Source organism: Pseudomonas sp. SDO5591_S426 (assembly GCF_054070755.1).
The window spans coordinates 1-23858 of the sequence record NZ_JBSVXD010000093.1; the positions used below are offsets into that span (position 1 = coordinate 1).

Sequence of the window (23858 nt, forward strand, 5' to 3'; positions counted from 1 at the left end):
CATTCCCCTGTAGGAGCTGCCGCAGGCTGCGATCTTTTATCGATCAATCGCCGTAGATATCGGACTTGAAGTACTTCTCGGAAATCTTCTGATACTCGCCATTCGCCCGAATACCATCGATAGCCGTGTTCAACTGGCTAACCAACTCGGCATTGCCCTTGCGCACTGCAATCCCCGCACCCTCGCCCACGTATTTCGGATCCTTCAGCTCCGGCCCGACAAACGCGTACCCCTTGCCGCGCGGCATCGACAGGAAGTCATTGAGCGGAATGGTGTCGGCAAAAATCGCATCGAGACGACCGGCTGCCAGGTCCATGTAGATCTCTTCGTTGTTGCCGTAACGCTTGACGGTGATGCCCTTGGGCTCGAACACCTCGGTGGCGTAACGGTCGGTGGTGGTCGCGCGCTGTACGCCGATGGTCTTGCCCTTGAGGCTGGCGTACTGGTCATCCACCACCGCGCCTTCCTTCATCACCAGACGCGAGGAAGTGAAATAGTACTTGTGGGTGAAATCCACCGACTTCTTGCGGTCTTCGTTGATGGTCATGGACGACAGCGCCATGTCGATTTTCTTCACTTTCAGGGAAGGAATCAGACCGTCGAATTCACCTTCGACCCACACACACTTGACCTGCATCTGCGCGCACAAGGCATTGCCGATGTCGTAGTCGAAACCAACGATCTCGCCTTTGTCGGTTTTCGAGGCAAACGGTGGATACGCCGCTTCGATGCCGATGCGCAGGGTTTTCTCGGCGGCAAACACAGAGCTGCACGCCAACAGGCTCAGGGCCAGACCGGTGATGAGGGGGAATTTCTTCATGTTCGTTCTCTCGCGGGTTGTTGTTGGTTTGGCAAGACAGAAGAAGAGCAGAAACGGAGGGAAAACCTTTTTTGTACTTATAATTCCATACTGGACTTTTATGTATTATCCGTCAATCAGGCAAATGCAGCCCGTGCCGGCCGGTGGTCGGCGGGGATTCATCAAGATATTTAGTGGTGCAGATGACGCCATCGCCAGCAGGCTGGCTCCCACAAGGATTTGCGGTGTACACGACACCTGTGGGAGCTAGCTGCTAGCGATGGCTGACTAAAGAACGCCGAAGCACTACTGCTTCCAGCGATCCGCCGCCGCATGATCACTGTCACGTCCCTCAACCCAACGCGGCCCGTCACTGGTGTTTTCCTTCTTCCAGAACGGTGCGCGGGTTTTCAGGTAATCCATGACAAAGGCGCAGGCATCGAACGCTGCCTGGCGGTGGGCGCTGGCGGCGCCGACGAAAACGATCGGCTCGCCCGGCTCCAAGGCACCGATGCGGTGCAATACCTCCAGCTTGAGCAACGGCCAGCGCTGCTCGGCCTCGACGGCGATCTTGCCGAGGGCTTTTTCGGTCATGCCCGGATAGTGTTCGAGGAACATCCCGGCCACGTCGAGACCGTCATTGAAGTCGCGCACGTAGCCGACAAAACTCACCACCGCGCCGACGCCGACATTGGCATCGTGCATGGCGTTGACCTCAGCGCCGGGATCGAACGCTGTGGATTGCACACGAATGGCCATGAATCAGCCCCCGGTCACGGTTGGAAAAAACGCCACTTCGTCGCCGTCGCTGACCGGCTCGTCGAGCTGGCACAGGTCTTCATTGCGCGCGCACATCAGGTTTTGTTCACTCAAGACCTCGGCGCCGTCACGCTGGGCCAACAGCGCCCGCACGTCGTCAACGGTGGAGAAGTGACCTTCGACCTTTACCGAATCCACACCCAGCGCCTCGCGATAACGGGCGAAAAACTTCACGGTAACGTTCATGGCTGATCCGCCTGGAAATGCCCGCTCTTGCCGCCAACCTTTTCCAGCAAACGAACGCTTTCGATGGTCATGCCGCGGTCCACGGCCTTGCACATGTCATAGATGGTCAATGCGGCGACGCTGGCAGCGGTCAGGGCTTCCATTTCAACGCCGGTCTGCCCGGACAGCTTGCAGCGTGCTTCGATGCGCACGGTATCGTCGCCTTCGGCACTGAGTTCGACTTTCACACCCGTCAGCATCAACGGATGGCACAGCGGAATCAGGTCACTGGTTTTCTTCGCCGCCTGAATGCCGGCAATGCGCGCCACGGCGAACACATCCCCTTTGGGATGACCGCCGCTGACGATCATCTGCAGTGTTTCGGGGAGCATGCGCACCAGCGCTTGGGCCGTCGCCTCACGGAACGTTACGTCTTTTTCGGTGACGTCGACCATGTTGGCGCGACCTTGGGAATCGAGATGAGTCAGCACGGGATTACTCCTGATCAGGAGCGTCGATTGTAAACCTGCAGGTCAATTTTCCGCACGCACGATTGTCCGATCACCACATTCCCAACGTAGGAGCTGCCGAAGGCTGCGATCTTTTGATTTTCAAGGCGAAGATTAAAAGATCGCAGCCTTCGGCAGCTCCTACAGGGGAATTGTGCCGGGCATATAAAACCGGGCGGTTTTGAGGCCGCCCGGTTTTGTTGGTGCCGCTATAGATGCGTTTCGGCGTATTCGGCCAGGATCGAACGTGGCACCCCTTGCAGGGTGATGTGCACGCCGTTCGGGAAGTCCTTGAAGCGTTCAGTGAGGTAGGTCAGCCCGGAGCTGGTCGCGGACAGGTATGGGGTATCGATCTGTGCCAGGTTGCCCAGGCACACCACTTTGGAACCGGCGCCGGCACGGGTGATGATGGTTTTCATCTGGTGCGGCGTGAGGTTCTGGCATTCGTCGATCAGGATCAGGCTCTGCTGGAAGCTGCGGCCCCGGATGTAGTTGAGGGATTTGAACTGCAACGGCACTTTGCTGAGGATGTAGTCGACGCTGCCATGGGTGCTTTCGTCATCCATGTGCAAGGCTTCGAGGTTGTCGGTGATGGCGCCCAGCCACGGCTCCATTTTTTCCGCTTCGGTGCCGGGCAGGAAACCGATCTCCTGGTCCAGGCCCTGCACGCTGCGGGTGGCGATGATCCTGCGGTAGCGTTTGCTGACCATCGTCTGCTCGATCGCAGCGGCCAGGGCCAGGATGGTTTTACCGGAACCGGCCGCACCGGACAGGTTGACCAGATGGATATCCGGATCGAGCAAGGCGTACAGCGCCAGGCTCTGATAGATGTCACGCGGTTTCAGGCCCCAGGCTTCCTGATGCAGCAATGGCTCCTGATGCAGGTCGAGGATCAGCAGCTTGTCTTCCTCGATCTCCTTGATCCAGCCGACAAACCCCTGCTCGTCGATGATGAACTCGTTGATGTGCACCGCCGGCAGGTTGTCGATCAACTGCACCTGATGCCAGGTGCGGCCGTGGTCCTGACGGGTTTCGACCTTGCTCACACGGTCCCAGAAGGAGCCGGTCATGTTGTGGTAGCCGTTGGGCAGCAACGATACGTCGTCGACCAATTGGTCGGTGCTGTAGTCCTCGGCCGCGATCCCGCAGGCGCGAGCCTTGAGGCGCATGTTGATGTCTTTGGTGACCAGCACCACGGGCTTCTTCGGATCGCGTGCGTGCAGGTCGATCAACTGGTTGATGATTTTGTTGTCGTTCAGGTGCTCGGGCAGAATCAGGTTCGATTCAGCCTGCTTGCTCATCAGAATTGACAGCAAGCCTTTCGGTCCGCTTTTGCCACGCTGGATCGGCACACCCTGCTCGACGTCCTCGGGTGAGGCATCGCCCAGGGTCTTGTCGATCAGGCGAATGGCCTGGCGGCATTCGGCGGCAACGCTGTGGTGCCCGCTCTTGAGCTTGTCCAGCTCTTCAAGCACGGTCATCGGGATGGCGACGTGGTGTTCTTCGAAGTTGAGCAGCGCGTTTGGATCGTGAATCAATACGTTGGTATCGAGTACATAAAGGATTGGCTGGTTGGAAGAAGAGCTACGTCCGTGATCATCCATACTCGGTCACCTTTGTGGGAGCCATTCGACGCAATACCTTGGCGGTGCTGCGCCTCGAAGTGACTGCCGAATTCACCTGCGGGGACTCAAGTGACTGCATACAGAGCTGGGTCTTGGGAGACGCCACCTGTGTTGCAGGTTTCGGCGGTCTGTCTTCGTAATACTCCAAAACACATGACAGAAAAAAGTACTTTGACGTTTTTTTGAAGTTTATTTTTCAGATTGACCAATAGCACTTGGCGGACTGCCATCATCCGTTTACAGTCGGAAGTCAACCTGCTTCGAAATCCCTCAAAAAAACGCCAGAAACCCAATGTTTCCGGGCTTTTGCCGTTTCATCGAAACCCGTCCTGACAATCTTCCCAGCCGATCCCGCTCTGTGCCGTTTGTGTCATCAGCCACGGCAGCGTCGTTTTCACCCCGTCCTGTTTCACATTGAAGTTGATCACGCCATGACGCCACAGCAGCATCAGGGTCAATACCCGTTGCCCGCTCTGGCTGGGCTTTAGCTTGCCTGCGCCGTCCTGGGCATCGATGTCCCACAGCGCCACCTGCAAACCCTGGGACTTGTAGAAGCCCTCGGCATCGGAGCGGCGCTGGCCATCGGGCGGACGGAACAGCGGCACGTAGTTTTCCGGCAGTTTGCCTTTGACCAGTTCGACGCTGCGTCGCACCGAATCCTGCCAGTCCTGCCAGTGACTGTGCGAGCGGAACTCCCAGCCTTGCACGCCGACGCATTGGGTTGAATAGGTCGATTGCAGGCTGCTGACCGAACGGTCGGCCAGTCGCGCCTGAATGTCCTTGCCGAGAACGAAGAACGTACCGCTCATGTTCGCCTTGCGCAGGTACTCGCTGACCCAGTCCGTGTTGTCCGGCACGGCATTCGCGGCACTGTCGAATGTCAGCAGAAACAGGCGGTCGTGCATCGCTTCGCCATCGCGCTCATAGTCGCCAAAACGATCGACTTCACTACTGGTTTGCGGGAACAGCGCAGCCTTGCGCAGTTGCTCGTCCAGGTACTGGGCATGGAACAACCGGCTCGGCTCGGCCCACTTGATGTAGTAGCTGTCTTCGCTGATCTGGAATTTGCCGGCCTGTTCACGCAGGGTCGGCATGTCCTCGACCAGAAAACAGAAGGACGCATCCTGATCGCAACTTTGCTGGGCGAAATTGAAGTTGCTCAGCAAACGCTGCCACATGCGCTCGCGCACACGGTTGACCGACTCCAGGTTGACCGTGCGCAGGCCCAGGCGCTGGGCCAGACCCGTTTCATCCAGCGACTCGCTGGCCAGCAGTACACGGGCGAACATGAGGATTTCAGCGCGTGAGGCCACGTCGAACAGCGTCGGATTGTTGAGCTTTTCCGGCCAGGTGCCGCGATCAAGCGTCGCCACATCGCCCGGCGCCGCCAGGGCGCCGAAGCTCAGAAGCCACGCTGTGAATAGAAGAACGATACGCAATGGGATGTCTCCATAACAAAACCCGCGCGGCACTATATCGCGGGAAGATCAAAAGATCGCAGCCTCGTTGCACTCGACAGCTCCTACAAGGATTGACGTGTACCTGTATCTCGGATTCATCCCGTTTTTACGCCAACTCGGTCCTGTAGGAGCTGTCGAGCAACGCGAGGCTGCGATCTTGTCCCATGACACCACCGATCACCTATTACCCCTATAGCTGGAGTCAACACGAACAACCCCCTAGAATCGCCGCCACGATTAAAGGAGACGACTTCATGCTGATGGTGATTTCCCCCGCCAAGACCCTCGACTACGAAACACCGCCGGCGACCCAGCGCTTTACCCAGCCGCAGTACCTCGATCACTCGCAAGAACTGATCATGCAGTTACGCGACCTGACGCCAGCGCAGATCAGCGAGTTGATGCACGTCTCCGACAAGATCGGCGGGCTCAATGCCGCGCGTTTCGGCAGCTGGACTCCGGCCTTCACCCCGGAAAACGCCAAGCAGGCGCTGCTGGCATTCAAGGGTGACGTGTACACCGGCCTGAATGCGCAAACCTTCAGCGAAGCCGATTTCGATTACGCCCAGCAACACTTGCGCATGCTCTCCGGCCTGTACGGCCTGTTGCGTCCGCTGGACCTGATGCAGCCCTACCGCTTGGAAATGGGTACCAAACTGGCTAACTCCCGTGGCAAGGACCTGTATGCCTTCTGGGGCACCCGGATCAGTGAATGGTTGAATGAAGCGTTGGCCGATCAGGGCGATGACGTGCTGCTGAACCTCGCGTCCAACGAGTATTTTTCGGCGGTCAAACGCAACGCCCTGAACGCACGGATCATCAACACCGAGTTCAAGGACCTGAAGAACGGTCAGTACAAGATCATCAGCTTCTATGCGAAAAAGGCCCGGGGCATGATGAGCCGCTTCGTCATCGAAGAACGCATCAACGACCCGGCAGCCCTCAAACAATTCGACGTCCAGGGCTATCGCTACAGCGCCGAGCAGTCTAAACCGGACAGTCTGGTGTTTCTGCGCGATCACGCACCAGAGTGATGCAAGAGGGTCGGCGCACGACGTCCAGAACGCTCGCGCGCCGATCATTGATCGACCCAATATCTCCCGCCTTATCCGCCATTTTTATGGCGCCAAAAATACATCATTCGTTTTTCTAACTTTAGTTTCACTCGACTTCGATATTTTTTTTCAGTAGTGGCACTGAAATTTTTTATCGGTAGTGGCAAAAAACTATCCCCTCGAATAATCCGCCTATATATAAAGGGCGAAACGGCAAGTGCTATCAATTTGAGAGCAGTGCCATCTTTCTCAATATTTCAAAAAATTTCAGATTTCACGATAGGCGGATCGGAACTATGTCCGAATGCACCGCTCATACCACCGGTAACGATTCTCACAGAGCTTGTAGGAGATAACTTACGCAGAACAGAGATCCATGTAGCGAAGTTGTCATATTAACTTTCGCGGACTAATCCCTGATTTGGACAACACAGAAGGACAGGAGATAACGCATGTTGGCTATCCCCTATAAGGCCATGGCAGCGCCCCTATAAACGTGCTCACCTGGGCACTCAACCGCTTGATCTACGGGCTTTCAGCCTGACATCGAGCGCGCACGACCGTTGCACGAACATCCTCAGATTAGAGGATCGGCTGCAAAACAGGGCAAGTCATAACAATAAGGCCTGGTTTCGCACACCTTGAGTGCACTTATTTAGACACTCGTAACTTACATGCCAACTCACGGCATTGTTGCGCCTGTTAGCCGCACTTGCGAGTGCACTATGACCGCTGAACACCATTAACTCCGGCCATCTAATGGCTCGATAAAACACAGAGGTAATTGCGATGCGCATCAGCATATTTGGTTTGGGTTACGTTGGCGCTGTCTGTGCCGGTTGCCTGTCTGCACGGGGCCATGAAGTCGTTGGCGTCGACGTTGCCAAAGACAAGATCGATATGATCAATGCCGGTAAATCACCGATTGTTGAACCGGGTCTGGGCGAACTTCTGGCCCAGGGTATCCAGACCGGTCGTCTGCGCGGTACTACCAACTTCGCCGAGGCGATTCGCGACACCGACCTGTCGATGATCTGCGTCGGCACGCCGAGCAAGAAGAACGGCGACCTGGAACTGAACTACATCGAAGCCGTGTGCCGCGAGATCGGTTTTGTCCTGCGTGACAAGACCACCCGCCACACCATCGTGGTGCGCAGCACCGTGTTGCCGGGCACCGTGGCCAACGTGGTCATCCCGATTCTCGAAGACTGTTCCGGCAAGAAGGCCGGTGTCGACTTCGGCGTTGCCGTGAACCCTGAGTTCCTGCGCGAAAGCACCGCCATCGCCGACTACGACCTTCCGCCAATGACCGTCATCGGCGAGTTCGACAAGGCATCGGGCGACGTTCTGCAATCGCTGTACGAAGAACTCGACGCACCGATCATCCGCAAGGACATCGCCGTCGCCGAGATGATCAAGTATACCTGCAACGTGTGGCACGCCACCAAAGTGACCTTCGCCAACGAGATCGGCAACATCGCCAAGGCTGTCGGTGTCGACGGTCGCGAAGTGATGGACGTGGTTTGCCAGGACAAGACCCTGAACCTGTCCCAGTACTACATGCGCCCAGGCTTCGCTTTCGGCGGTTCCTGCCTGCCCAAAGACGTGCGTGCCCTGACCTACCGCGCCGGTTCGCTGGACGTGGAAGCACCGCTGCTCAACTCGCTGATGCGCAGTAACGAGTCCCAGGTGCAGAACGCCTTCGACATCGTTTCCAGCCACGACAAACGCAAAGTCGCCCTGCTGGGCCTGAGCTTCAAGGCTGGCACCGACGACCTGCGCGAAAGCCCGCTGGTTGACCTGGCGGAAATGCTGATCGGCAAGGGCTACGACCTGAGCATCTACGACAGCAACGTCGAGTACGCCCGTGTTCACGGCGCGAACAAGGACTACATCGAGTCGAAGATCCCCCACGTCTCGTCCTTGCTCAACTCCGACTTCGACGCGGTGATCAACAACTCCGACGTGATCATCCTCGGCAACCGTGACGAGAAATTCCGCGCCCTGGTCAAGGACGTCCCGCACGGCAAGCAAGTGATCGACCTGGTCGGCTTCATGTCCAAGGCCACCAGCGTCAGCGGCCGCACCGAAGGCATCTGCTGGTAACACGGTGTTTGCACGGCAACTGTGCGAACACGATGTAGGAGCTGACGAGTGAAACGAGGCTGCGATCTTTTCAGGATCACTTGAGTACCAAGCGAAAGATCAAAAGATCGCAGCCTTCGGCAGCTCCTACATGACCTTGCACGTTTTGTAAGCCTGCCTTAACCCATTCGGGCCTCGCCCGAGATCGAGACGGATGCAGATTATGCACAGGCTAAAACACGGCCTACTCCAGGCCGCCGGTTGGCTGTTTTATCTCAGTTTACTGATGGGCATCGCCATGGCGTTGCCTGTGTCCACGTTCGACTCCGAGTCGAAGGACTTCATTTTCCTGATCGGTATCGTCGGTATCTGGCGTTACTCGATGGGTGCCACGCACTTTCTGCGCGGCATGCTGTTTCTGTACGTGGTCTACCCGCACCTGCGGCGCAAAGTGCGCAAGCTGGGCGAGGCGGCGGACCCGTCCCATGTGTTTTTGATGGTCACCAGTTTTCGTATCGACGCGCTGACCACCGCGCAGGTCTACAGCTCGGTGATCCGCGAAGCGATCGACTGCGGCCTGCCGACCACCGTGGTCTGCTCCATCGTCGAAATGTCCGATGAGCTGCTGGTGAAAAGCCTGTGGAAGCGGATGAACCCGCCATCGCATGTGAAGCTCGACTTCGTGCGCATTCCCGGCACCGGCAAACGCGATGGCCTGGCCTACGGCTTCCGCGCCATCTCCCGTCACTTGCCGGATGACCGCGCCGTGGTCGCCGTGATCGATGGCGACACCGTGCTGGGCGAAGGTACGGTGCGCAAGACCGTGCCTTGGTTCCAGCTGTTCGGCAACGTTGGCGGCCTGACCACCAACGAGTTCTGCGAAGTGCGCGGCGGCTACATCATGAGCGAATGGCACAAGCTGCGTTTCGCCCAGCGTCACATCAACATGTGCTCGATGGCTTTGTCCAAGCGCGTGCTGACCATGACCGGGCGCATGTCGGTGTTCCGTGCCACCGTGGTCACCAACCCGGAATTTATCGCCGACGTGGAAAGCGACTCGCTGCAACACTGGCGCCTGGGTCGTTTCAAGTTCCTGACCGGCGACGACAAGTCGAGCTGGTTCAGCCTGATGCGCCTGGGCTACGACACGTTTTACGTGCCCGACGCCGCGATCAACACCGTTGAACACCCGCCGGAAAAGAGCTTCATCAAGGCCAGTCGCAAGCTGATGTTCCGCTGGTACGGCAACAACCTGCGGCAGAACTCCCGGGCCCTCGGCCTTGGGGTGAAACGCCTCGGTGCGTTCACTTCGGTGGTGCTGTTCGATCAGCGCGTGTCGATGTGGACCTCGCTGCTGGGCCTGACCGTAGCGATCATCGCCAGCTTCAAGTACGGCACCGCGTTCATCCTGGTGTACCTGCTGTGGATCGGCATCACCCGCCTGATCCTGACCCTGCTGCTGTCCTGCTCCGGTCACCGGATCGGCCCGGCCTATCCGGCGATTCTCTATTACAACCAGATCGTCGGCGCGCTGGTGAAGATCTACGTGTTCTTCCGCCTCGACCAACAGTCCTGGACTCGCCAACCCACTTCCCTGACCCGTGATCTCGCCAGCTTTCAACGTTGGTTCAACACCTGGTCGTCTCGGACCATGACCTTCTCCGCCGGCAGCATTTTTGTCGCCGTGCTGCTGATGATGGTCTGACCGCCCCTTATTGAATTAACAAGGAAATCGCCCCTATGAATACCGCCGTCAACGCCAACGTAGTGCATGAATCCGAAGCCCAGCGCCAACACGCCCGCGTGAAAATCCCGGCCAAGCTGCGCTTCTTCGGTCCTGACCGTACGCCGGTCGAAGCCCGGGTCATCGACCTGTCCGCTGGTGGCCTGGCGTTCAACGCCGGTCAACTGCCGCTGAAAGTTGGCGAGGTGTACAAGGCCCGCCTGCAGTTCGTCATCGACAACCTCGGCCTGGCCATGGACGTCGAGTTGCAGATCCGCTCGTTCGATCGCCAGACCGGTCGCACCGGTTGCCAGTTCCAGAACCTGGAACCACAGGACATCTCGACCCTGCGTCACCTGATCACCTCTCACCTGGCCGGCGACATCGTCAGCATCGGTGAAGTGCTGGCGACCCTGCAGCGCGACAACTTCACCAAGGCGCGCAAGATCAAGGACGGCGGCCACGGCATGAGCGCGTTCGGCCGCATGAAAGCCGTAACCTTCAGCCTCGGCGTTTTCGTCATCGGCCTGGCGGCATTCGGTTTCATCTTCAAGTCGGTGTACGGCATGTACTTCGTCAGCCATGCCCAGGCCGGTCTGGTCAGCGTGCCGGGCGTGAACATCACCATGCCTCGCGACGGCACCGTGCAGAGCTTGGTGAAAGCCGACGGCGTCGCCGCCAAAGGCGCACCGCTGGCGACGTTCAGCACCAGCATGCTCGACGTACTCAAGGGACATCTGGAAGACGATCAACTCTCGCCGGCCAAGGTTGAAGAGCTGTTCGGCAAGCAAATGACCGGCACCCTGACTTCGCCATGCGATTGCACCGTGGCCCAGCAAATGGTCGCCAACGGTCAGTACGCCAGCAAGGGCGACGTGATTTTCCAACTGGTGCCACGCAACACCGAAGCCAACGTTGAAGCGCGCTTCTCCTATCGCCAGTTCGGCGACGTCCTGCCAGGCACCGCCGTGCGCTTCCAGATCGCCGGTGAAGACAAGACCCGCACCGGCAAGATCGTCAGCAGCACCAGCCTGAAAAGCGCCGACCTGTCTTCCGACATCCGCGTCCTGATCCAGCCTGACGAAGCCCTGGACAGCACCCTCGCCGGCCGCCCGGTAGAAGTGAACAGCGACCGCGGCCCGAACCTGAACTGGCTGATCGACAAAGCCATGGCTGCTGGTCTGTAACCGGAGGACATGCCCGTGACGATCATCCGTCTTCTGAGAACACCGAGATCCCTGTGGGAGCTGGCTTGCCAGCGATTGGGTCACTGCGGTTTTCCTGACACACCGAGCCGCCTGAATCGCTGGCAAGTCGAAACGTCGCACCGCAGCTCCCACAGTGGACTGGTGGTGTGCTCGCTGGCATTGGCAGTCAGCCTCGCCGGCTGTGCCGGCCTGCCCGACCAACGCCTGGCCAACGAAGCGCTCAAGCGTGGCGACACCGCCACCGCAGCGGCGAACTATCAGCAACTGGCAGACCTGGGCTACAGCGAAGCCCAGGTCGGTCTGGCCGACATTCAAGTCGACAGCCGCGACCCGGCGCAGATGAAGCAGGCCGAGGCGACTTACCGCGCCGCCGCCAGCGTTTCACCGCGTGCCCAGGCGCGCCTCGGTCGCCTGTTGGTGGCCAAGCCCGGCTCCACTGAAGCCGAGCAGCACGAAGCCGAAACCCTGTTGAAGAAAGCTTCCGCCGCAGGCGAAGGCAACACCCTCATTCCGTTGGCGATGCTGTACCTGCAATACCCGCACAGCTTCCCCAACGTCGACGCACAGAAACAGATCAGCCAATGGCGTGCCGAAGGCAAGCCGGAAGCGGGCCTGGCGCAAGTGCTGCTTTATCGCACCCAAGGCACCTACGACCAGCACCTGGACGATGTGGAAAAGATCTGCAAAGCCGCGATCAACACCACCGACATCTGCTACGTCGAACTGGCCACGGTCTATCAGAAAAAAGCCCAGCCTGAGCAACAGGCCGAGCTGATCAAACAGATGCAGGCCGGTCACGCTCGCGGCACTGTTTCCGCACAACGCGTGGACAGTGTCGCCCGTGTGCTCGCCGATTCGACCCTGGGCACACCCGACGAAAAAACCGCGCAGTCGCTGCTCGAACCGATCGCCCCGGGCTACCCGGCATCGTGGGTGACCCTCGCGCAACTGCTCTACGACTACCCAGAACTGGGTGACGTCGACCAGATGATGAAGTACCTCGACAACGGCCGCGCCGCCGATCAGCCGCGCGCCGAGCTGTTGCTGGGCAAGCTCTACTACGAAGGCAAGATGGTCCCGGCTGACGCCAAGGTCGCCGAGGAACATTTCCAGAAAGCCGTCGGCCGCGAAGTCGCCGCCGATTACTACCTCGGCCAGATCTATCGCCGTGGCTACCTGGGCAAGGTCTATCCGCAGAAGGCCCTCGACCACCTGCTGACCGCTGCGCGCAACGGTCAGAACAGCGCCGACTTCGCCATCGCCCAACTGTTCTCCCAAGGCAAAGGCACCAAGCCTGACCCGCTCAACGCTTACGTCTTCAGCCAACTGGCCAAGGCCCAGAACACCCCGCAAGCCACCGAGCTTGCGCAAACCCTCGAAGCCCAACTGCCGCCTGCGCAGCTTGCCGAGGCCCAGCGCCTGTTGAAACAGGAACAGGACGTTCGCGGCAACTTGAGCCAGAACGCGTTGCCATTGCACGCGCTGCAAGAAGAAGACGGTGAGGAAACCCTATGAAGTTGAATCCATTCATGAAGGCCGGTATCGGCCTGACGTTCGCGCTGATCTGGTCTTGCCCGACGCTCGCTGCGATGACTGAAGAAACCAAGAACTACGGTCTGGACGTAAAAATCACCGGTCAGTCCGAAGACGACCGCGACCTCGGCACCCAGGGCGGCGGCGACGTCAACGGCCTCGGCCTCGACCTGCGTCCCTGGGTCTACGGCGAAAGCGGCGCGTGGAGCGCCTACGCCATGGGTCAGGCGGTGACGTCCACCGACATCATCGAGACCGACACCCTGCAACAATCCGATGGTGCCGAAAACACCGACAACAATGATCGCGAAACCAAGAAAAACTACCTGGCGATGCGAGAGTTCTGGGTCGGCTACAGCGGCTTCACGCCTTACCCGGGAGAGGTCCTCAAGTTCGGTCGCCAACGCCTGCGCAACGACGACGGTCAATGGCGCGACACCAACATCGAAGCCTTGAACTGGACCTTCGACACCACCCTGCTGCGCGCCAACGTCGGTATCGCCGAACGCTTCAGCGAGTACCGCACCGACCTCAAGGAACTCGCGCCAGAGGATAAGGATCGCCTGCACGCCTACGCCGATGCGGCGTATCAGTGGACACCGGGCAACTGGGTCGGCATTCGCGGCCACCACACCCACGACGACGGCAAACTCGACTACGCAGAACCCGGCGTCGCGAGTGATTCGCTGGACAAGAAACAGAACGGCGACATCAGCTGGCTCGGCCTCACCGCCGATAGCGATGCCTACAACTGGCGCAACACCAACACCGTTAATTATTGGGGCAGCATCACCGGCATGAGCGGCGACCGCGACACGGTCAACCCGCTGAACGCCGATGGCACCGCGCCCGCGCAAGCCAAAAGCAGCGGCGATGTCGATGGCTGGGCCACCGACCTGGGTGTGCGCCTGCGCCTCGATCCGCAATGGCAGGTCGGTGCGGCCTACGCTCGCGCCAGCGAAGACTATGAACAGAACGGCCTGGAAAGTAACCGCTCGAACTACACCGGTACTCGCTCGCGGGTACACCGTTTCGGCGAAGCGTTCCGTGGCGAAATGAACAACATGCAATCGGCCACGCTGTTCGGTTCGTGGATGCTCAACGACGAGTACGACGCCAGCCTGATCTACCACAAGTTCTGGCGTGTCGACGGCAACAAGCCGGTCGGCAGCAACGGCATCGACGCGGTACAGAACAACACCGACGACGTCACTGGCGCGATCCTCTCCAGCACCTCTCTGCCGCTGAACGATGGCGAGAAAGACCTCGGTCAGGAAATGGATCTGGTGGTCACCAAGTACTTCAAGCAGGGCCTGTTGCCGGCATCGATGAGCCAGGCGATCGACGAACCATCGGCGCTGGTGCGCTTGCGTGGCGGCGTGTTCAAGCCGGGCGATGCGTACGGCAAGGAAGTCGATTCGTACATGCACCGCGCGTTCATCGACGTGATCTGGCGCTTCTGATGCACATTGCGAAGGGAGTCTCCCAGATGAATCATCAAGCCCGAAAAGGCTCGATCAGCCTGTTGGCCGGCGCGATGTTGCTGGCCAGTGCGACGGCCTTCGCCAATGTGGAGCCGGTTGCAAAACCGGCGACCGTGGCCAAGGAACTGCAACAGGCCAAGACCTACACCGTCAGCAGCGCACCGACCGCGCCGCTGGAGCTGGCCACGCCGAAATTGCCGGACATTTCCGGCTACACCGCCGAGGCCATCGCCGCAAAAATCGTGCGCAGCAAGGCCGGTAAGATCAGCGTGCGCCGGATGATGCAGGAAGACGCCCTGAAGGACTTCATCGGCGGCGACAACAAGATGGCCGAGTGGGTGGTGCGTCAGCACGGAATCCCGCAGGCGATCTTCGTCGACGACGGCTACATGAACCTCAAGGACCTGGCGAAGAAGCTGCCCAAGCAGTACTTCAGCGAAACCTCGCCGGGTGTGTTCCTGGCGAAATTGCCGATCGTGGTCGGCCGCCACGGCATCCTCGAAATCGACAAGCAGACTCAGGAGCTGCGCCTGTCCCAAGAGGCCGGTTCGTTCCTGGTCAACGACGGCCAGCTGTTTGTGCGTGACACGAAAATCACCGGCTGGCGCGAGAAGGACAACGGTCCGGCGACGTTCAAATCGCCCAAGGAGTTCCGTCCGTTCCTGCTGGCCTGGGGTGGCACCGAGACCTACATCGCCAACAGCAAGATGGCCAGTTTCGGCTACGCCAACAGTAAGTCCTACGGCGTGAGTATTTCCCAATACACGCCGAACATGGCCAAGGTGCTCAAGCGTCCTGAACCGACCGGCTGGATTGTCGGCTCCGAGTTCTCGGACATGTGGTACGGGTTCTACTGCTACGAAACCAGCAACTTCGTGGTCAAGGGCAACACCTACAAAGACAACATCGTCTACGGCATTGACCCGCATGACCGTTCCCACGGTCTGATCATCGCCGACAACACGGTGTTTGGTACCAAGAAGAAGCACGGGATCATTATTTCCCGTGAGGTCAACGACAGCTTCATCTTCAACAACCGCAGCTACGACAACAAGTTGTCGGGCCTGGTGATCGACCGTAACAGCGTGAACAACCTGATCGCTCACAACGAGATCTACCAGAACCACACCGACGGCATCACCCTCTACGAGAGTGCCGACAACCTGCTGTGGGGCAACAAAGTCGTCAGCAACCGCCGCCACGGCATTCGCATTCGTAACAGCGTGAACATTCGCCTCTACGAAAACATCGCCATGGCCAATGGCTTGACCGGTGTCTACGGCCACATCAAGGACCTGAGCGACACCGACCGCGACATCAAGCTCGATCCGTTCGACGCCCAGGTGTCGCTGATCGTGGTCGGAGGTGAACTGGCGGCCAACGGCAGCGGCCCGCTGTCCATCGACTCGCCGTTGAGCGTCGAGCTGTATCGCGTGTCCATGCTCGCCCCGACCAAATCCAGCGGCATCAGCTTCTCGGGGATTCTCGGCGAGCGCCAGGATGAAATTCTCGACCTGCTGGTGCGCCAGCAGAAAGCCGTGCTGATCGACCCTGTCGAACGCCAGACCGAAATGCGGGACTGAGGATAATTTTATGCACCCACACTTGATCAAATTACTCAGCCTGTCGGCCCTGACCGCCGGCATTCTCGCGGCCAGTACCGGCGCGCGTGCCGATGAAGTTCAAGCACCGAAGTTCAGCGCCGAACCGTGCTGCAGCCTGTGCCCCGCCGCCCACGACGCGAAGAATTACACCACGCGTTATCAGCAGAATTTCACCACGCTGGTGCAGGCTCAGGGCGACTGGCTGTTCCGTACGCAGGAAGACTTGCGCACCGAATTCGACACCACCCCGGCCGGCTACAAACGCATGAAGCAACTGCACGATGCATTCAAGAGCAAAGGCGTGGAACTGGTTGTTGTTTACCAGCCAACGCGTGGCCTGGTGAACCGCAACAAGCTGAACCCTGCCGAGAAAGCCAGCTTCGATTTCGACAAGGCACTCAGGAACTACAAGACCATGCTTGGCCGTTTCGCGCAGATGGGCTACGTGGTTCCGGACCTGTCGCCGCTGACCAACGAACAACTGCCCGACACCCTGCCCGCCCACGATTTCTACTTCCGTGGCGACCAGCACTGGACGCCGTACGGTGCCCAGCGCACGGCAAAAATCGTCGCCGAAAAGGTCAAGCAGATCCCGGCCTTCGCCGACATTCCCAAGCGTGAATTCGAGACCCATAAGTCGGGTCGCATGGGCAAGACCGGAACATTGCACAACATGGCCGGTCAACTCTGTGGCACCAGCTACGCGATCCAGTACATGGATCAATTCACCACAGAGCCGAAAGGCGAAGCAGGCGATGGCGATCTGTTTGGTGATTCCGGCAATCCGGAAATCACCCTGGTCGGCACCAGTCACAGTGGCAAGAACTACAACTTCGCCGGTTTCCTCGAAGAGGCCATCGGCGCCGACATTCTCAACGTGGCGTTCCCCGGCGGTGGCCTGGAAGGTTCGATGCTGCAGTACCTGGGCAGCGACGAGTTCCAGAAGAACCCGCCGAAAATTCTCATCTGGGAATTCTCGCCGCTGTATCGCCTCGACCAGGAAACCATTTACCGCCAGATGATGGCGTTGCTGGACAACGGTTGCGAAGGCAAGGATGCACAGATGTCCGGGAGCACCACCCTGAAGCCGGGCAAAAACGAATTGATGGTCAACAGCAAAAACCTGAACCTGCAAAACAGCAGTCACCAGGTCGACATCCGCTTCGCCGACACCTCGGTGAAAACCCTGCAAGCCACCCTCTGGTACATGAACGGTCGCCACGAGGACATCAAGATCGACAAACCGGAAACCTCCGACACCGACGGGCGTTTCGCCTTCGAGTTGCGCACGGACGAAGACTGGGCCTCGCAGAATCTGCTGGCCGTCGAAATCCAGGGTCCTGAGAAAACGGATGCCGCGCCACAGAAAGTCGAAGCGAAAATCTGCAAACGCAACGTATTCCCGAGCGCTGAGCAACGTACCGCTTCAGCCGGGCAATGAGGTCTGCTATGCGAAATCCGAAACTGAAAAACCTGTTGGCACCGACGCTTTTGAGCCTGGCAATGTTCGCCGGCGCGACACAAGCGGCTGCGCCACTGCGTCCACCACAGGGCTATTTCGCGCCGATCGAGAAAGTCAAAACCGGCGACAAGAGCGAAGGCTGTGATGCGATGCCGACGCCGTACACCGGCTCGCTGCAATTTCGCAGCAAGTACGAAGGCTCGGACAAGGCCCGTTCGACCCTGAACGTGCAATCGGAAAAAGCCTTCCGCGACAGCACCGCCGACATCACCAAGATCGAGCGCGGCACCAGCAAGCGCGTGATGCAGTTCATGCGCGACGGTCGTCCGGAACAACTGGAATGCACGCTCAACTGGTTGACCGCGTGGGCCAAGGCCGATGCGTTGATGTCCAAGGACTTCAACCACACCGGCAAGTCGATGCGCAAATGGGCGTTGGGCAGCATGGCGTCTTCGTACATTCGCCTGAAGTTTTCCGACTCCCATCCGCTGGCCAACCATCAGCAAGAGTCGCAGCTGATCGAAGCCTGGTTCAGCAAGATGGCCGACCAAGTGGTCAGCGATTGGGACAATCTGCCGCTGGAAAAAACCAACAACCACTCGTACTGGGCTGCCTGGTCGGTGATGGCAACCTCCGTCGCCACCAACCGCCGCGACCTGTTCGATTGGGCCGTGAAGGAATACAAGGTCGGCGCCAATCAGGTCGACGCCCAGGGCTTTTTGCCCAACGAACTCAAGCGTCAACAACGGGCGCTGGCCTACCACAACTACGCCCTGCCGCCGCTGGCGATGATCGCCAGTTTCGCTCAGGTCAACGGTGTGGATCTGCGTCAGGAAAACAACGGTGCATTGAAGCGCCTGGGTGATCGCGTGCTGTCCGGGGTGAAAGACCCGGATGAGTTCGAAGAAAAGAATGGCAAGGAACAGGACATGACCGACCTGAAGGTCGACTCGAAATTCGCCTGGCTCGAACCGTTCTGCTCGCTCTACACCTGCGCGCCGGACGTGCTGGAGAAGAAGCATGAGATGCAACCGTTCAAGACCTTCCGCCTCGGCGGCGACCTGACCAAGGTCTACGACCCGGCGAATGAAAAGGGCAAGGGTTCTTAGAACAACGCCTCCCTCCTGTAGGAGCTGCCGAAGGCTGCTCCTACAGGGGTCGGTGTCAGGTTTGAGTTTTGTGAGTTAGCCCCCGGTTTTTCGTGGGGGGTTTGGGGGGGCCGTTGGCCCTTGACTGTTGGTTCAAACAAGGAGAGATCGGGATGGTTTTTTCGTCCAACGTGTTCCTGTTTTTGTTCTTGCCGATCTTTCTCGGCTTGTACTACCTGAGCGGGCAACGCTATCGCAATTTGCTGCTGCTGATCGCCAGCTACGTGTTCTACGCCTGGTGGCGTGTGGACTTCCTCGCACTGTTCGCAGCGGTCACGCTGTGGAACTACTGGATCGGCCTGAAAGTCGGCGCCGCGGGCGTGCGAACCAAACCGGCGCAGCGTTGGCTGCTGCTCGGCGTGGCCGTCGACCTGTGCATCCTCGGCTACTTCAAGTACGCCAACTTCGGTGTCGACAGCATCAACGCGATGATGACGTCGGTCGGTCTGGAGCCGTTCATCCTGACCCACGTGTTGTTGCCGATCGGGATCTCGTTCTACATCTTCGAGTCGATCAGCTACATCATCGACGTCTACCGTGGTGATACCCCGGCGACCCGCAACCTGATCGACTTCGCGGCGTTCGTGGCGATCTTCCCGCACCTGATCGCCGGCCCCGTGCTGCGTTTCCGCGACCTGGCCGATCAGTTCAACAACCGCACCCACACCCTCGACAAGTTCTCCGAAGGTTGCACGCGGTTCATGCAAGGTTTCATCAAGAAGGTCTTCATCGCCGACACCCTCGCGGTGGTGGCCGACCATTGCTTCGCCCTGCAAAACCCGACCACGGGTGATGCCTGGCTCGGCGCCCTCGCCTACACCGCGCAGTTGTATTTCGACTTCTCCGGTTACAGCGACATGGCCATCGGTTTGGGCTTGATGATGGGTTTCCGCTTCATGGAAAACTTCAAGCAGCCGTACATCAGCCAGTCGATCACCGAGTTCTGGCGTCGCTGGCACATCAGCCTGTCGACCTGGCTGCGTGACTACCTGTACATCACGCTCGGCGGCAACCGCAAAGGCACGCTGACGACCTATCGCAACCTGTTCCTGACCATGCTGCTCGGTGGTCTGTGGCACGGCGCGAACATCACCTACATCGTCTGGGGTGCGTGGCACGGCATGTGGCTGGCGATCGAAAAAGCCCTCGGCCTGAACACTTCGCCGCGCAGCTTCAACCCGATCCGCTGGGCGCTGACCTTCCTGCTGGTGGTGATGGGCTGGGTGATCTTCCGCGCAGAAAACCTGCACGTCGCCGGTCGCATGTACGGCGCGATGTTCAGCTTCGGCGACTGGTCGCTGTCGGAACTCAACCAGGCCAGCCTCACCGGCCTGCAAGTGGCAACGTTGATCGTGGCTTACGTAACCCTGGCGTTCTTCGGCCTGCGCGATTTCTACAGCAATCAGCCGCCAGCCAAGACCAAGCCTGCGGTGAACGTCGACAGCGACGGCCCGGCCGCCAGCGAACCCGGCCTGATCAAAGCCGCGCCTGGGGATACCCCGGCGAGCATCCATCAGCCTGGCTACACCGTCGGCGTCGACGCCCAGGTGCAACCGGCCTACTGGACCGCTGACTGGTCGCGTTACGCAATGCGTGCACTGGTGCTCCTGCTGTTCATCGCCTCGATTCTCAAACTCTCGGCGCAAAGCTTCTCGCCGTTCCTTTACTTCCAGTTCTGAGGGATCTGACCATGACCCGCTCATTACGCATCTTCTACATCGCCCTGTTCCTGGTGACGCTGCTCGCCCTGGGCGTGTGGTCGGTTCGCAGCTTCATGGGCTTCAGCACCAACGCCGACGCGACGGTGCTCAACGGCCGCTGGACCAAGGCTGTGGAGACCCACTACGACGACGAGTTTCCGATCAAGCGCCTGGGCACCAACCTTTGGGCTGCGCTGGATTTCAAACTGTTCAACGAAGGTCGTCCGGGCGTGGTGCTCGGTCGCGACCAGTGGCTGTACAGCGACGAAGAATTCCACCCGATCGTCAACGAAGAGCTGAACCTGCAAGGCAACTACGCGCTGGTCGAAGGCGTACGCCAGACCCTGAAAGCCAAAGGCGTGCAACTGGTGATGGCGGTGGTGCCGGCCAAGGTGCGCCTGTACCCGGAACACCTCGGCGAGGTGAAACCGGCGAGCATCCACGCCAACCTCTACAAGGATTTTCATCAGCGCCTGGCCGCCGACCGGATTCCTGCGCCTGACCTGCTCGGCCCGCTGCAACAGGCCAAGCAGAACGGCAAGCAAGTGTTCCTGCGCACCGACACCCACTGGACTCCGGAAGGTGCCGAGATCGCGGCGAACAAGTTGGCCAAGACCATTGCCGACAAATTCCCGCTCAGCGGCGACCCGCAAAACTTCGTAACCGAACCTGCGGAAACCGTCACGCACAAGGGCGACCTGCGTCTGTTCCTGCCGCTGGACCCGCTGTTCGAAAACCTGATGCCGGCGCAAGAACCCTTGCAGAAGCGCAACACCGTTGCAGCCGTAGACCAGCCAGCCGGCGACGACGCCCTGTTCGCCAACACCGAAGTACCGGTGGCCTTGATCGGCACCAGCTACAGCGCCAACCCCAACTGGAACTTCGTCGGTGCACTGAAACAAGCCCTGCGCAGCGACGTGGTCAATTACGCCGAAGACGGCCATGGCCCGATTCTGCCAATGCTCAGCTACCTGAAAAGCGACGCTTTCAAGAACAGCCCTCCACAAGTGCTGATCTGGGAGTTTCCTGAACGATATCTGCCTGTGAACAACGAAATCGGCGACGCCGACCCACAGTGGGTCGCAGAGCTTAAACAAGCCGGCGCGCGCCAACAAAACGTAGCAATCAACACTAAATCCGAGACGCCCGACCGGGCGCAAAACTGAAAGAGAGAGGTACTTCCATGACTTTCAAGACTACTCCTCGTCGTCTCGCCAAGACCTTTGCACTGGTTGCTGGTATGAGTGTGCTCTCGATGCAGGCCTTCGCCGCCGGCGACGCCGCGCTGTATGGCCCGACCGCGCCGAAAGGCTCGAGCTTCGTGCGTATCTACAACGCCAGTAACGCCGAAGTCAGCGCCACCGTCGGCAGCACCAACCTGAGTGATGTCGCGCCGCTGTCGAGCAGTGACTTCAGCTTCATGCCGGGCGGTGACTACAGCGCCAAGGTCGGCAGCCAGAGCCTGCCGGTGAAACTGGCCGGCGATCACTATTACACCCTGGTCAACAACGCCAGCGGCGCGCCGCAACTGATCGAGGAGCCGCCGTTCAAGAACAAGCAGAAATCCCTGGTGCGCGTGCAGAACCTCAGCGACAAGACGCTGACCCTGAAAACCGCCGACGGCAAGACTGACGTGGTGCCGAACGTGGCCGCCAAGGGCCGTGGCGAACGTGAAATCAACCCGGTGAAAGTCAGCCTGGCGCTATACGATGGTGCAACGAAAGTCGGCGACGTGAAACCGGTCGCCCTGGAACGCGGTGAAGCGGCGGTGCTGTACGTCACCGGTAACGGCAGCAGCCTGTCGCCGGTCTGGGTGAAACGCCCGGTATCGACGCGCTAAAGAATTATCCGAATTGACCCGGCTCTCTGTGGGAGCCGGCCTGCCGGCGATGCAGGCCACTCGGTTTTACCGATGTACCGAGTTGATGCCATCGCTAGCAGGCTAGCTCCCACAAAGGCCTAACCAAACGATTTTCAAGGAGTAACAACATGATTCCGGTGATCTTGTCAGGTGGTAGCGGTTCACGTCTCTGGCCGCTTTCGCGTAAGCAATTCCCGAAACAGTTCCTGGCCCTGACCGGTGAACACACGCTGTTCCAGCAAACCCTGGAACGCCTGGTGTTCGAAGGCATGGACACGCCGATCGTGGTCTGCAACAAGGACCACCGCTTCATCGTCAACGAGCAGTTGGCCGCACGCAAACTGGAAACCCAACGCATCCTGATGGAGCCGTTTGGTCGCAACACCGCGCCGGCCGTAGCCCTGACCGCAATGATGCTGGTCAATGAAGGTCGCGACGAGTTGATGCTGGTGCTGCCGGCCGACCACGTGCTGGAAGACCAGAAAGCCCTGCAGCGTGCGCTGGCCCTGGCCACCGTCGCCGCAGAAAACGGCGAAATGGTGCTGTTTGGCGTACCGGCCACCAAACCGGAAACCGGCTACGGCTACATCAAGTCGACCAACGATTCGCTGCTGCCCGAAGGTGTCAGCCGTGTGTCGCACTTCGTCGAAAAACCGGATGTGAAACGCGCTACCGAATACGTCCAGTCCGGCGGCTACTTCTGGAACAGCGGCATGTTCCTGTTCCGCGCCAGCCGCTTCCTCGAAGAACTGAAAAAGCACGATCCGGACATCTACGACACCTGCCTGCTGACCCTGGAACGCAGCGCCCAGGACGCCGACACCGTGAGCATCGACGAAGCCACCTTCGCCTGCTGCCCGGACAATTCCATCGACTACTCGGTGATGGAAAAAACCCAGCGCGCCTGCGTGGTGCCGCTGACCGCCGGCTGGAGCGATGTCGGCTGCTGGTCGTCGCTGTGGGAAGTCAATGCAAAAGACGCCAACGGCAACGTCACCAAGGGCGACGTGGTGATCCAGGACAGCAAGAACTGCATGATCCACGGCAACGGCAAACTGGTGTCGGTGATCGGCCTGGAAAACATCGTCGTGGTGGAAACCAAGGACGCCATGATGATTGCGCACAAGGACAAGGTCCAAGGCGTGAAACAGATGGTCAACACCCTCAACGAGCAGGGTCGCAGCGAAACCCAGAACCACTGCGAAGTCTATCGCCCGTGGGGCTCCTACGACTCGGTGGACATGGGCGGGCGTTTCCAGGTCAAGCACATCTCGGTCAAGCCGGGCGCGTGCCTGTCGCTGCAAATGCACCACCACCGCGCCGAACACTGGATCGTGGTCAGCGGCACCGCCGAAGTGACCTGCGATGAAAACGTGTTCCTGCTGACCGAGAACCAGTCGACCTACATCCCAATCGCTTCGGTCCACCGCTTGCGCAACCCGGGCAAGATTCCGCTGGAGATCATCGAAGTGCAATCGGGCAGCTACCTGGGTGAAGACGATATCGAGCGGTTTGAAGATATCTACGGTCGCTCGACCCCGATCGAGCGTGGCGTGTCGGTGAAAACCATCGCGCAGTAACGTTCAGTAAGACTTGAGCCCCCGCTCCACCGGCTGCG

19 protein-coding genes are annotated in these 23858 nt (G+C 59.3%); 13 read left to right on the forward strand and 6 right to left on the reverse strand.

Annotated elements, in window-relative coordinates:
* Positions 1–43 precede the first annotated feature (43 nt).
* The 6 genes from ACW9JC_RS18225 to ACW9JC_RS18250 all read right to left on the reverse strand — a co-directional run bounded on the left by ACW9JC_RS18225 (position 44) and on the right by ACW9JC_RS18250 (position 5356).
* Positions 44–820, reverse strand: a complete 777-nt coding sequence (locus ACW9JC_RS18225) for an ABC transporter substrate-binding protein (RefSeq protein ID WP_457456561.1) — start codon at positions 818–820, stop codon at positions 44–46.
* Positions 821–1105: 285 nt separating this feature from the next.
* A complete protein-coding gene (gene moaE, locus ACW9JC_RS18230; protein ID WP_007993258.1) occupies positions 1106–1558 on the reverse strand; it encodes a molybdopterin synthase catalytic subunit MoaE in 453 nt (150 codons plus the stop codon).
* Positions 1559–1561: 3 nt separating this feature from the next.
* Entirely contained in the window at positions 1562–1804 is a 243-nt protein-coding gene (gene moaD / locus ACW9JC_RS18235) for a molybdopterin converting factor subunit 1 (RefSeq protein ID WP_457456564.1), read from the reverse strand.
* Positions 1801–2274, reverse strand: coding sequence for a cyclic pyranopterin monophosphate synthase MoaC (gene moaC, locus ACW9JC_RS18240; RefSeq protein WP_457456566.1), 474 nt, complete (start codon positions 2272–2274; stop codon positions 1801–1803). Before moaC ends, moaD begins: the two co-directional genes overlap by 4 nt.
* A 227-nt stretch (positions 2275–2501) precedes the next feature.
* A complete protein-coding gene (locus ACW9JC_RS18245; RefSeq protein WP_416126332.1) occupies positions 2502–3896 on the reverse strand; it encodes a PhoH family protein in 1395 nt (464 codons plus the stop codon).
* Between the two features lie 335 nt (positions 3897–4231).
* The gene (locus ACW9JC_RS18250; RefSeq protein ID WP_457456568.1) at positions 4232–5356 is read right to left on the reverse strand and encodes a polysaccharide deacetylase family protein; all 1125 of its coding nucleotides are present in this window, start codon (positions 5354–5356) and stop codon (positions 4232–4234) included.
* 275 nt (positions 5357–5631) lie between these two features.
* Here ACW9JC_RS18250 and yaaA point away from each other — a divergent pair, with 275 nt between their 5' ends.
* The 13 genes from yaaA to ACW9JC_RS18315 all read left to right on the forward strand — a co-directional run bounded on the left by yaaA (position 5632) and on the right by ACW9JC_RS18315 (position 23820).
* Positions 5632–6411: a peroxide stress protein YaaA gene (yaaA, locus tag ACW9JC_RS18255; protein WP_457456570.1), complete on the forward strand. Its 780-nt coding sequence runs from the start codon at positions 5632–5634 to the stop codon at positions 6409–6411.
* A gap of 810 nt (positions 6412–7221) precedes the next feature.
* Complete coding sequence (locus ACW9JC_RS18260; protein WP_457456572.1) at positions 7222–8538, forward strand: nucleotide sugar dehydrogenase; 1317 nt, start codon at positions 7222–7224, stop codon at positions 8536–8538.
* Between the two features lie 202 nt (positions 8539–8740).
* Positions 8741–10222, forward strand: coding sequence for a mannuronan synthase (alg8, locus tag ACW9JC_RS18265; protein WP_457456574.1), 1482 nt, complete (start codon positions 8741–8743; stop codon positions 10220–10222).
* Between the two features lie 35 nt (positions 10223–10257).
* On the forward strand, positions 10258–11427 hold the full coding sequence (locus ACW9JC_RS18270; RefSeq protein WP_338582874.1) for an alginate biosynthesis protein Alg44: 1170 nt from the start codon (positions 10258–10260) through the stop codon (positions 11425–11427).
* A 9-nt stretch (positions 11428–11436) separates the two neighbouring features.
* Positions 11437–12963: an alginate biosynthesis TPR repeat lipoprotein AlgK gene (gene algK, locus ACW9JC_RS18275; protein ID WP_457456577.1), complete on the forward strand. Its 1527-nt coding sequence runs from the start codon at positions 11437–11439 to the stop codon at positions 12961–12963.
* Positions 12960–14444 carry an alginate export family protein gene (locus tag ACW9JC_RS18280; protein ID WP_457456579.1) on the forward strand — a complete coding sequence of 495 codons (1485 nt, stop codon included), beginning with the start codon at positions 12960–12962 and terminating at the stop codon, positions 14442–14444. Before algK ends, ACW9JC_RS18280 begins: the two co-directional genes overlap by 4 nt.
* A 26-nt stretch (positions 14445–14470) precedes the next feature.
* Positions 14471–16048, forward strand: coding sequence for a mannuronan 5-epimerase AlgG (algG, locus tag ACW9JC_RS18285; protein ID WP_338582878.1), 1578 nt, complete (start codon positions 14471–14473; stop codon positions 16046–16048).
* A gap of 10 nt (positions 16049–16058) precedes the next feature.
* Positions 16059–17510 carry an alginate O-acetyltransferase gene (locus ACW9JC_RS18290; protein WP_457456581.1) on the forward strand — a complete coding sequence of 484 codons (1452 nt, stop codon included), beginning with the start codon at positions 16059–16061 and terminating at the stop codon, positions 17508–17510.
* A gap of 8 nt (positions 17511–17518) precedes the next feature.
* Positions 17519–18640, forward strand: coding sequence for a mannuronate-specific alginate lyase (locus tag ACW9JC_RS18295; RefSeq protein ID WP_416126340.1), 1122 nt, complete (start codon positions 17519–17521; stop codon positions 18638–18640).
* A 152-nt stretch (positions 18641–18792) separates the two neighbouring features.
* Positions 18793–20358, forward strand: coding sequence for an MBOAT family O-acyltransferase (locus ACW9JC_RS18300; protein ID WP_457456583.1), 1566 nt, complete (start codon positions 18793–18795; stop codon positions 20356–20358).
* Positions 20359–20369: 11 nt separating this feature from the next.
* A complete protein-coding gene (locus ACW9JC_RS18305) occupies positions 20370–21545 on the forward strand; it encodes an alginate O-acetyltransferase (RefSeq protein ID WP_448109236.1) in 1176 nt (391 codons plus the stop codon).
* Positions 21546–21562: 17 nt separating this feature from the next.
* Positions 21563–22219, forward strand: a complete 657-nt coding sequence (locus ACW9JC_RS18310; protein WP_338582885.1) for an alginate O-acetyltransferase AlgF — start codon at positions 21563–21565, stop codon at positions 22217–22219.
* A 149-nt stretch (positions 22220–22368) separates the two neighbouring features.
* A complete protein-coding gene (locus tag ACW9JC_RS18315) occupies positions 22369–23820 on the forward strand; it encodes a mannose-1-phosphate guanylyltransferase/mannose-6-phosphate isomerase (RefSeq protein WP_046820474.1) in 1452 nt (483 codons plus the stop codon).
* Positions 23821–23858: the final 38 nt, after the last annotated feature.

Coding starts and splice junctions, on each gene's coding strand:
- ACW9JC_RS18225 (WP_457456561.1), bottom strand. CDS start 820: ATGAAGAAATTCCCCCTCATCACCGGTCTGGCCCTGAGCCTGTTGGCG.
- moaE (WP_007993258.1), bottom strand. CDS start 1,558: ATGGCCATTCGTGTGCAATCCACAGCGTTCGATCCCGGCGCTGAGGTC.
- moaD (WP_457456564.1), bottom strand. CDS start 1,804: ATGAACGTTACCGTGAAGTTTTTCGCCCGTTATCGCGAGGCGCTGGGT.
- ACW9JC_RS18245 (WP_416126332.1), bottom strand. CDS start 3,896: ATGGATGATCACGGACGTAGCTCTTCTTCCAACCAGCCAATCCTTTAT.
- yaaA (WP_457456570.1), top strand. CDS start 5,632: ATGCTGATGGTGATTTCCCCCGCCAAGACCCTCGACTACGAAACACCG.
- ACW9JC_RS18260 (WP_457456572.1), top strand. CDS start 7,222: ATGCGCATCAGCATATTTGGTTTGGGTTACGTTGGCGCTGTCTGTGCC.
- alg8 (WP_457456574.1), top strand. CDS start 8,741: ATGCACAGGCTAAAACACGGCCTACTCCAGGCCGCCGGTTGGCTGTTT.
- ACW9JC_RS18270 (WP_338582874.1), top strand. CDS start 10,258: ATGAATACCGCCGTCAACGCCAACGTAGTGCATGAATCCGAAGCCCAG.
- algK (WP_457456577.1), top strand. CDS start 11,437: ATGCCCGTGACGATCATCCGTCTTCTGAGAACACCGAGATCCCTGTGG.
- ACW9JC_RS18280 (WP_457456579.1), top strand. CDS start 12,960: ATGAAGTTGAATCCATTCATGAAGGCCGGTATCGGCCTGACGTTCGCG.
- algG (WP_338582878.1), top strand. CDS start 14,471: ATGAATCATCAAGCCCGAAAAGGCTCGATCAGCCTGTTGGCCGGCGCG.
- ACW9JC_RS18290 (WP_457456581.1), top strand. CDS start 16,059: ATGCACCCACACTTGATCAAATTACTCAGCCTGTCGGCCCTGACCGCC.
- ACW9JC_RS18295 (WP_416126340.1), top strand. CDS start 17,519: ATGCGAAATCCGAAACTGAAAAACCTGTTGGCACCGACGCTTTTGAGC.
- ACW9JC_RS18300 (WP_457456583.1), top strand. CDS start 18,793: ATGGTTTTTTCGTCCAACGTGTTCCTGTTTTTGTTCTTGCCGATCTTT.
- ACW9JC_RS18305 (WP_448109236.1), top strand. CDS start 20,370: ATGACCCGCTCATTACGCATCTTCTACATCGCCCTGTTCCTGGTGACG.
- ACW9JC_RS18310 (WP_338582885.1), top strand. CDS start 21,563: ATGACTTTCAAGACTACTCCTCGTCGTCTCGCCAAGACCTTTGCACTG.
- ACW9JC_RS18315 (WP_046820474.1), top strand. CDS start 22,369: ATGATTCCGGTGATCTTGTCAGGTGGTAGCGGTTCACGTCTCTGGCCG.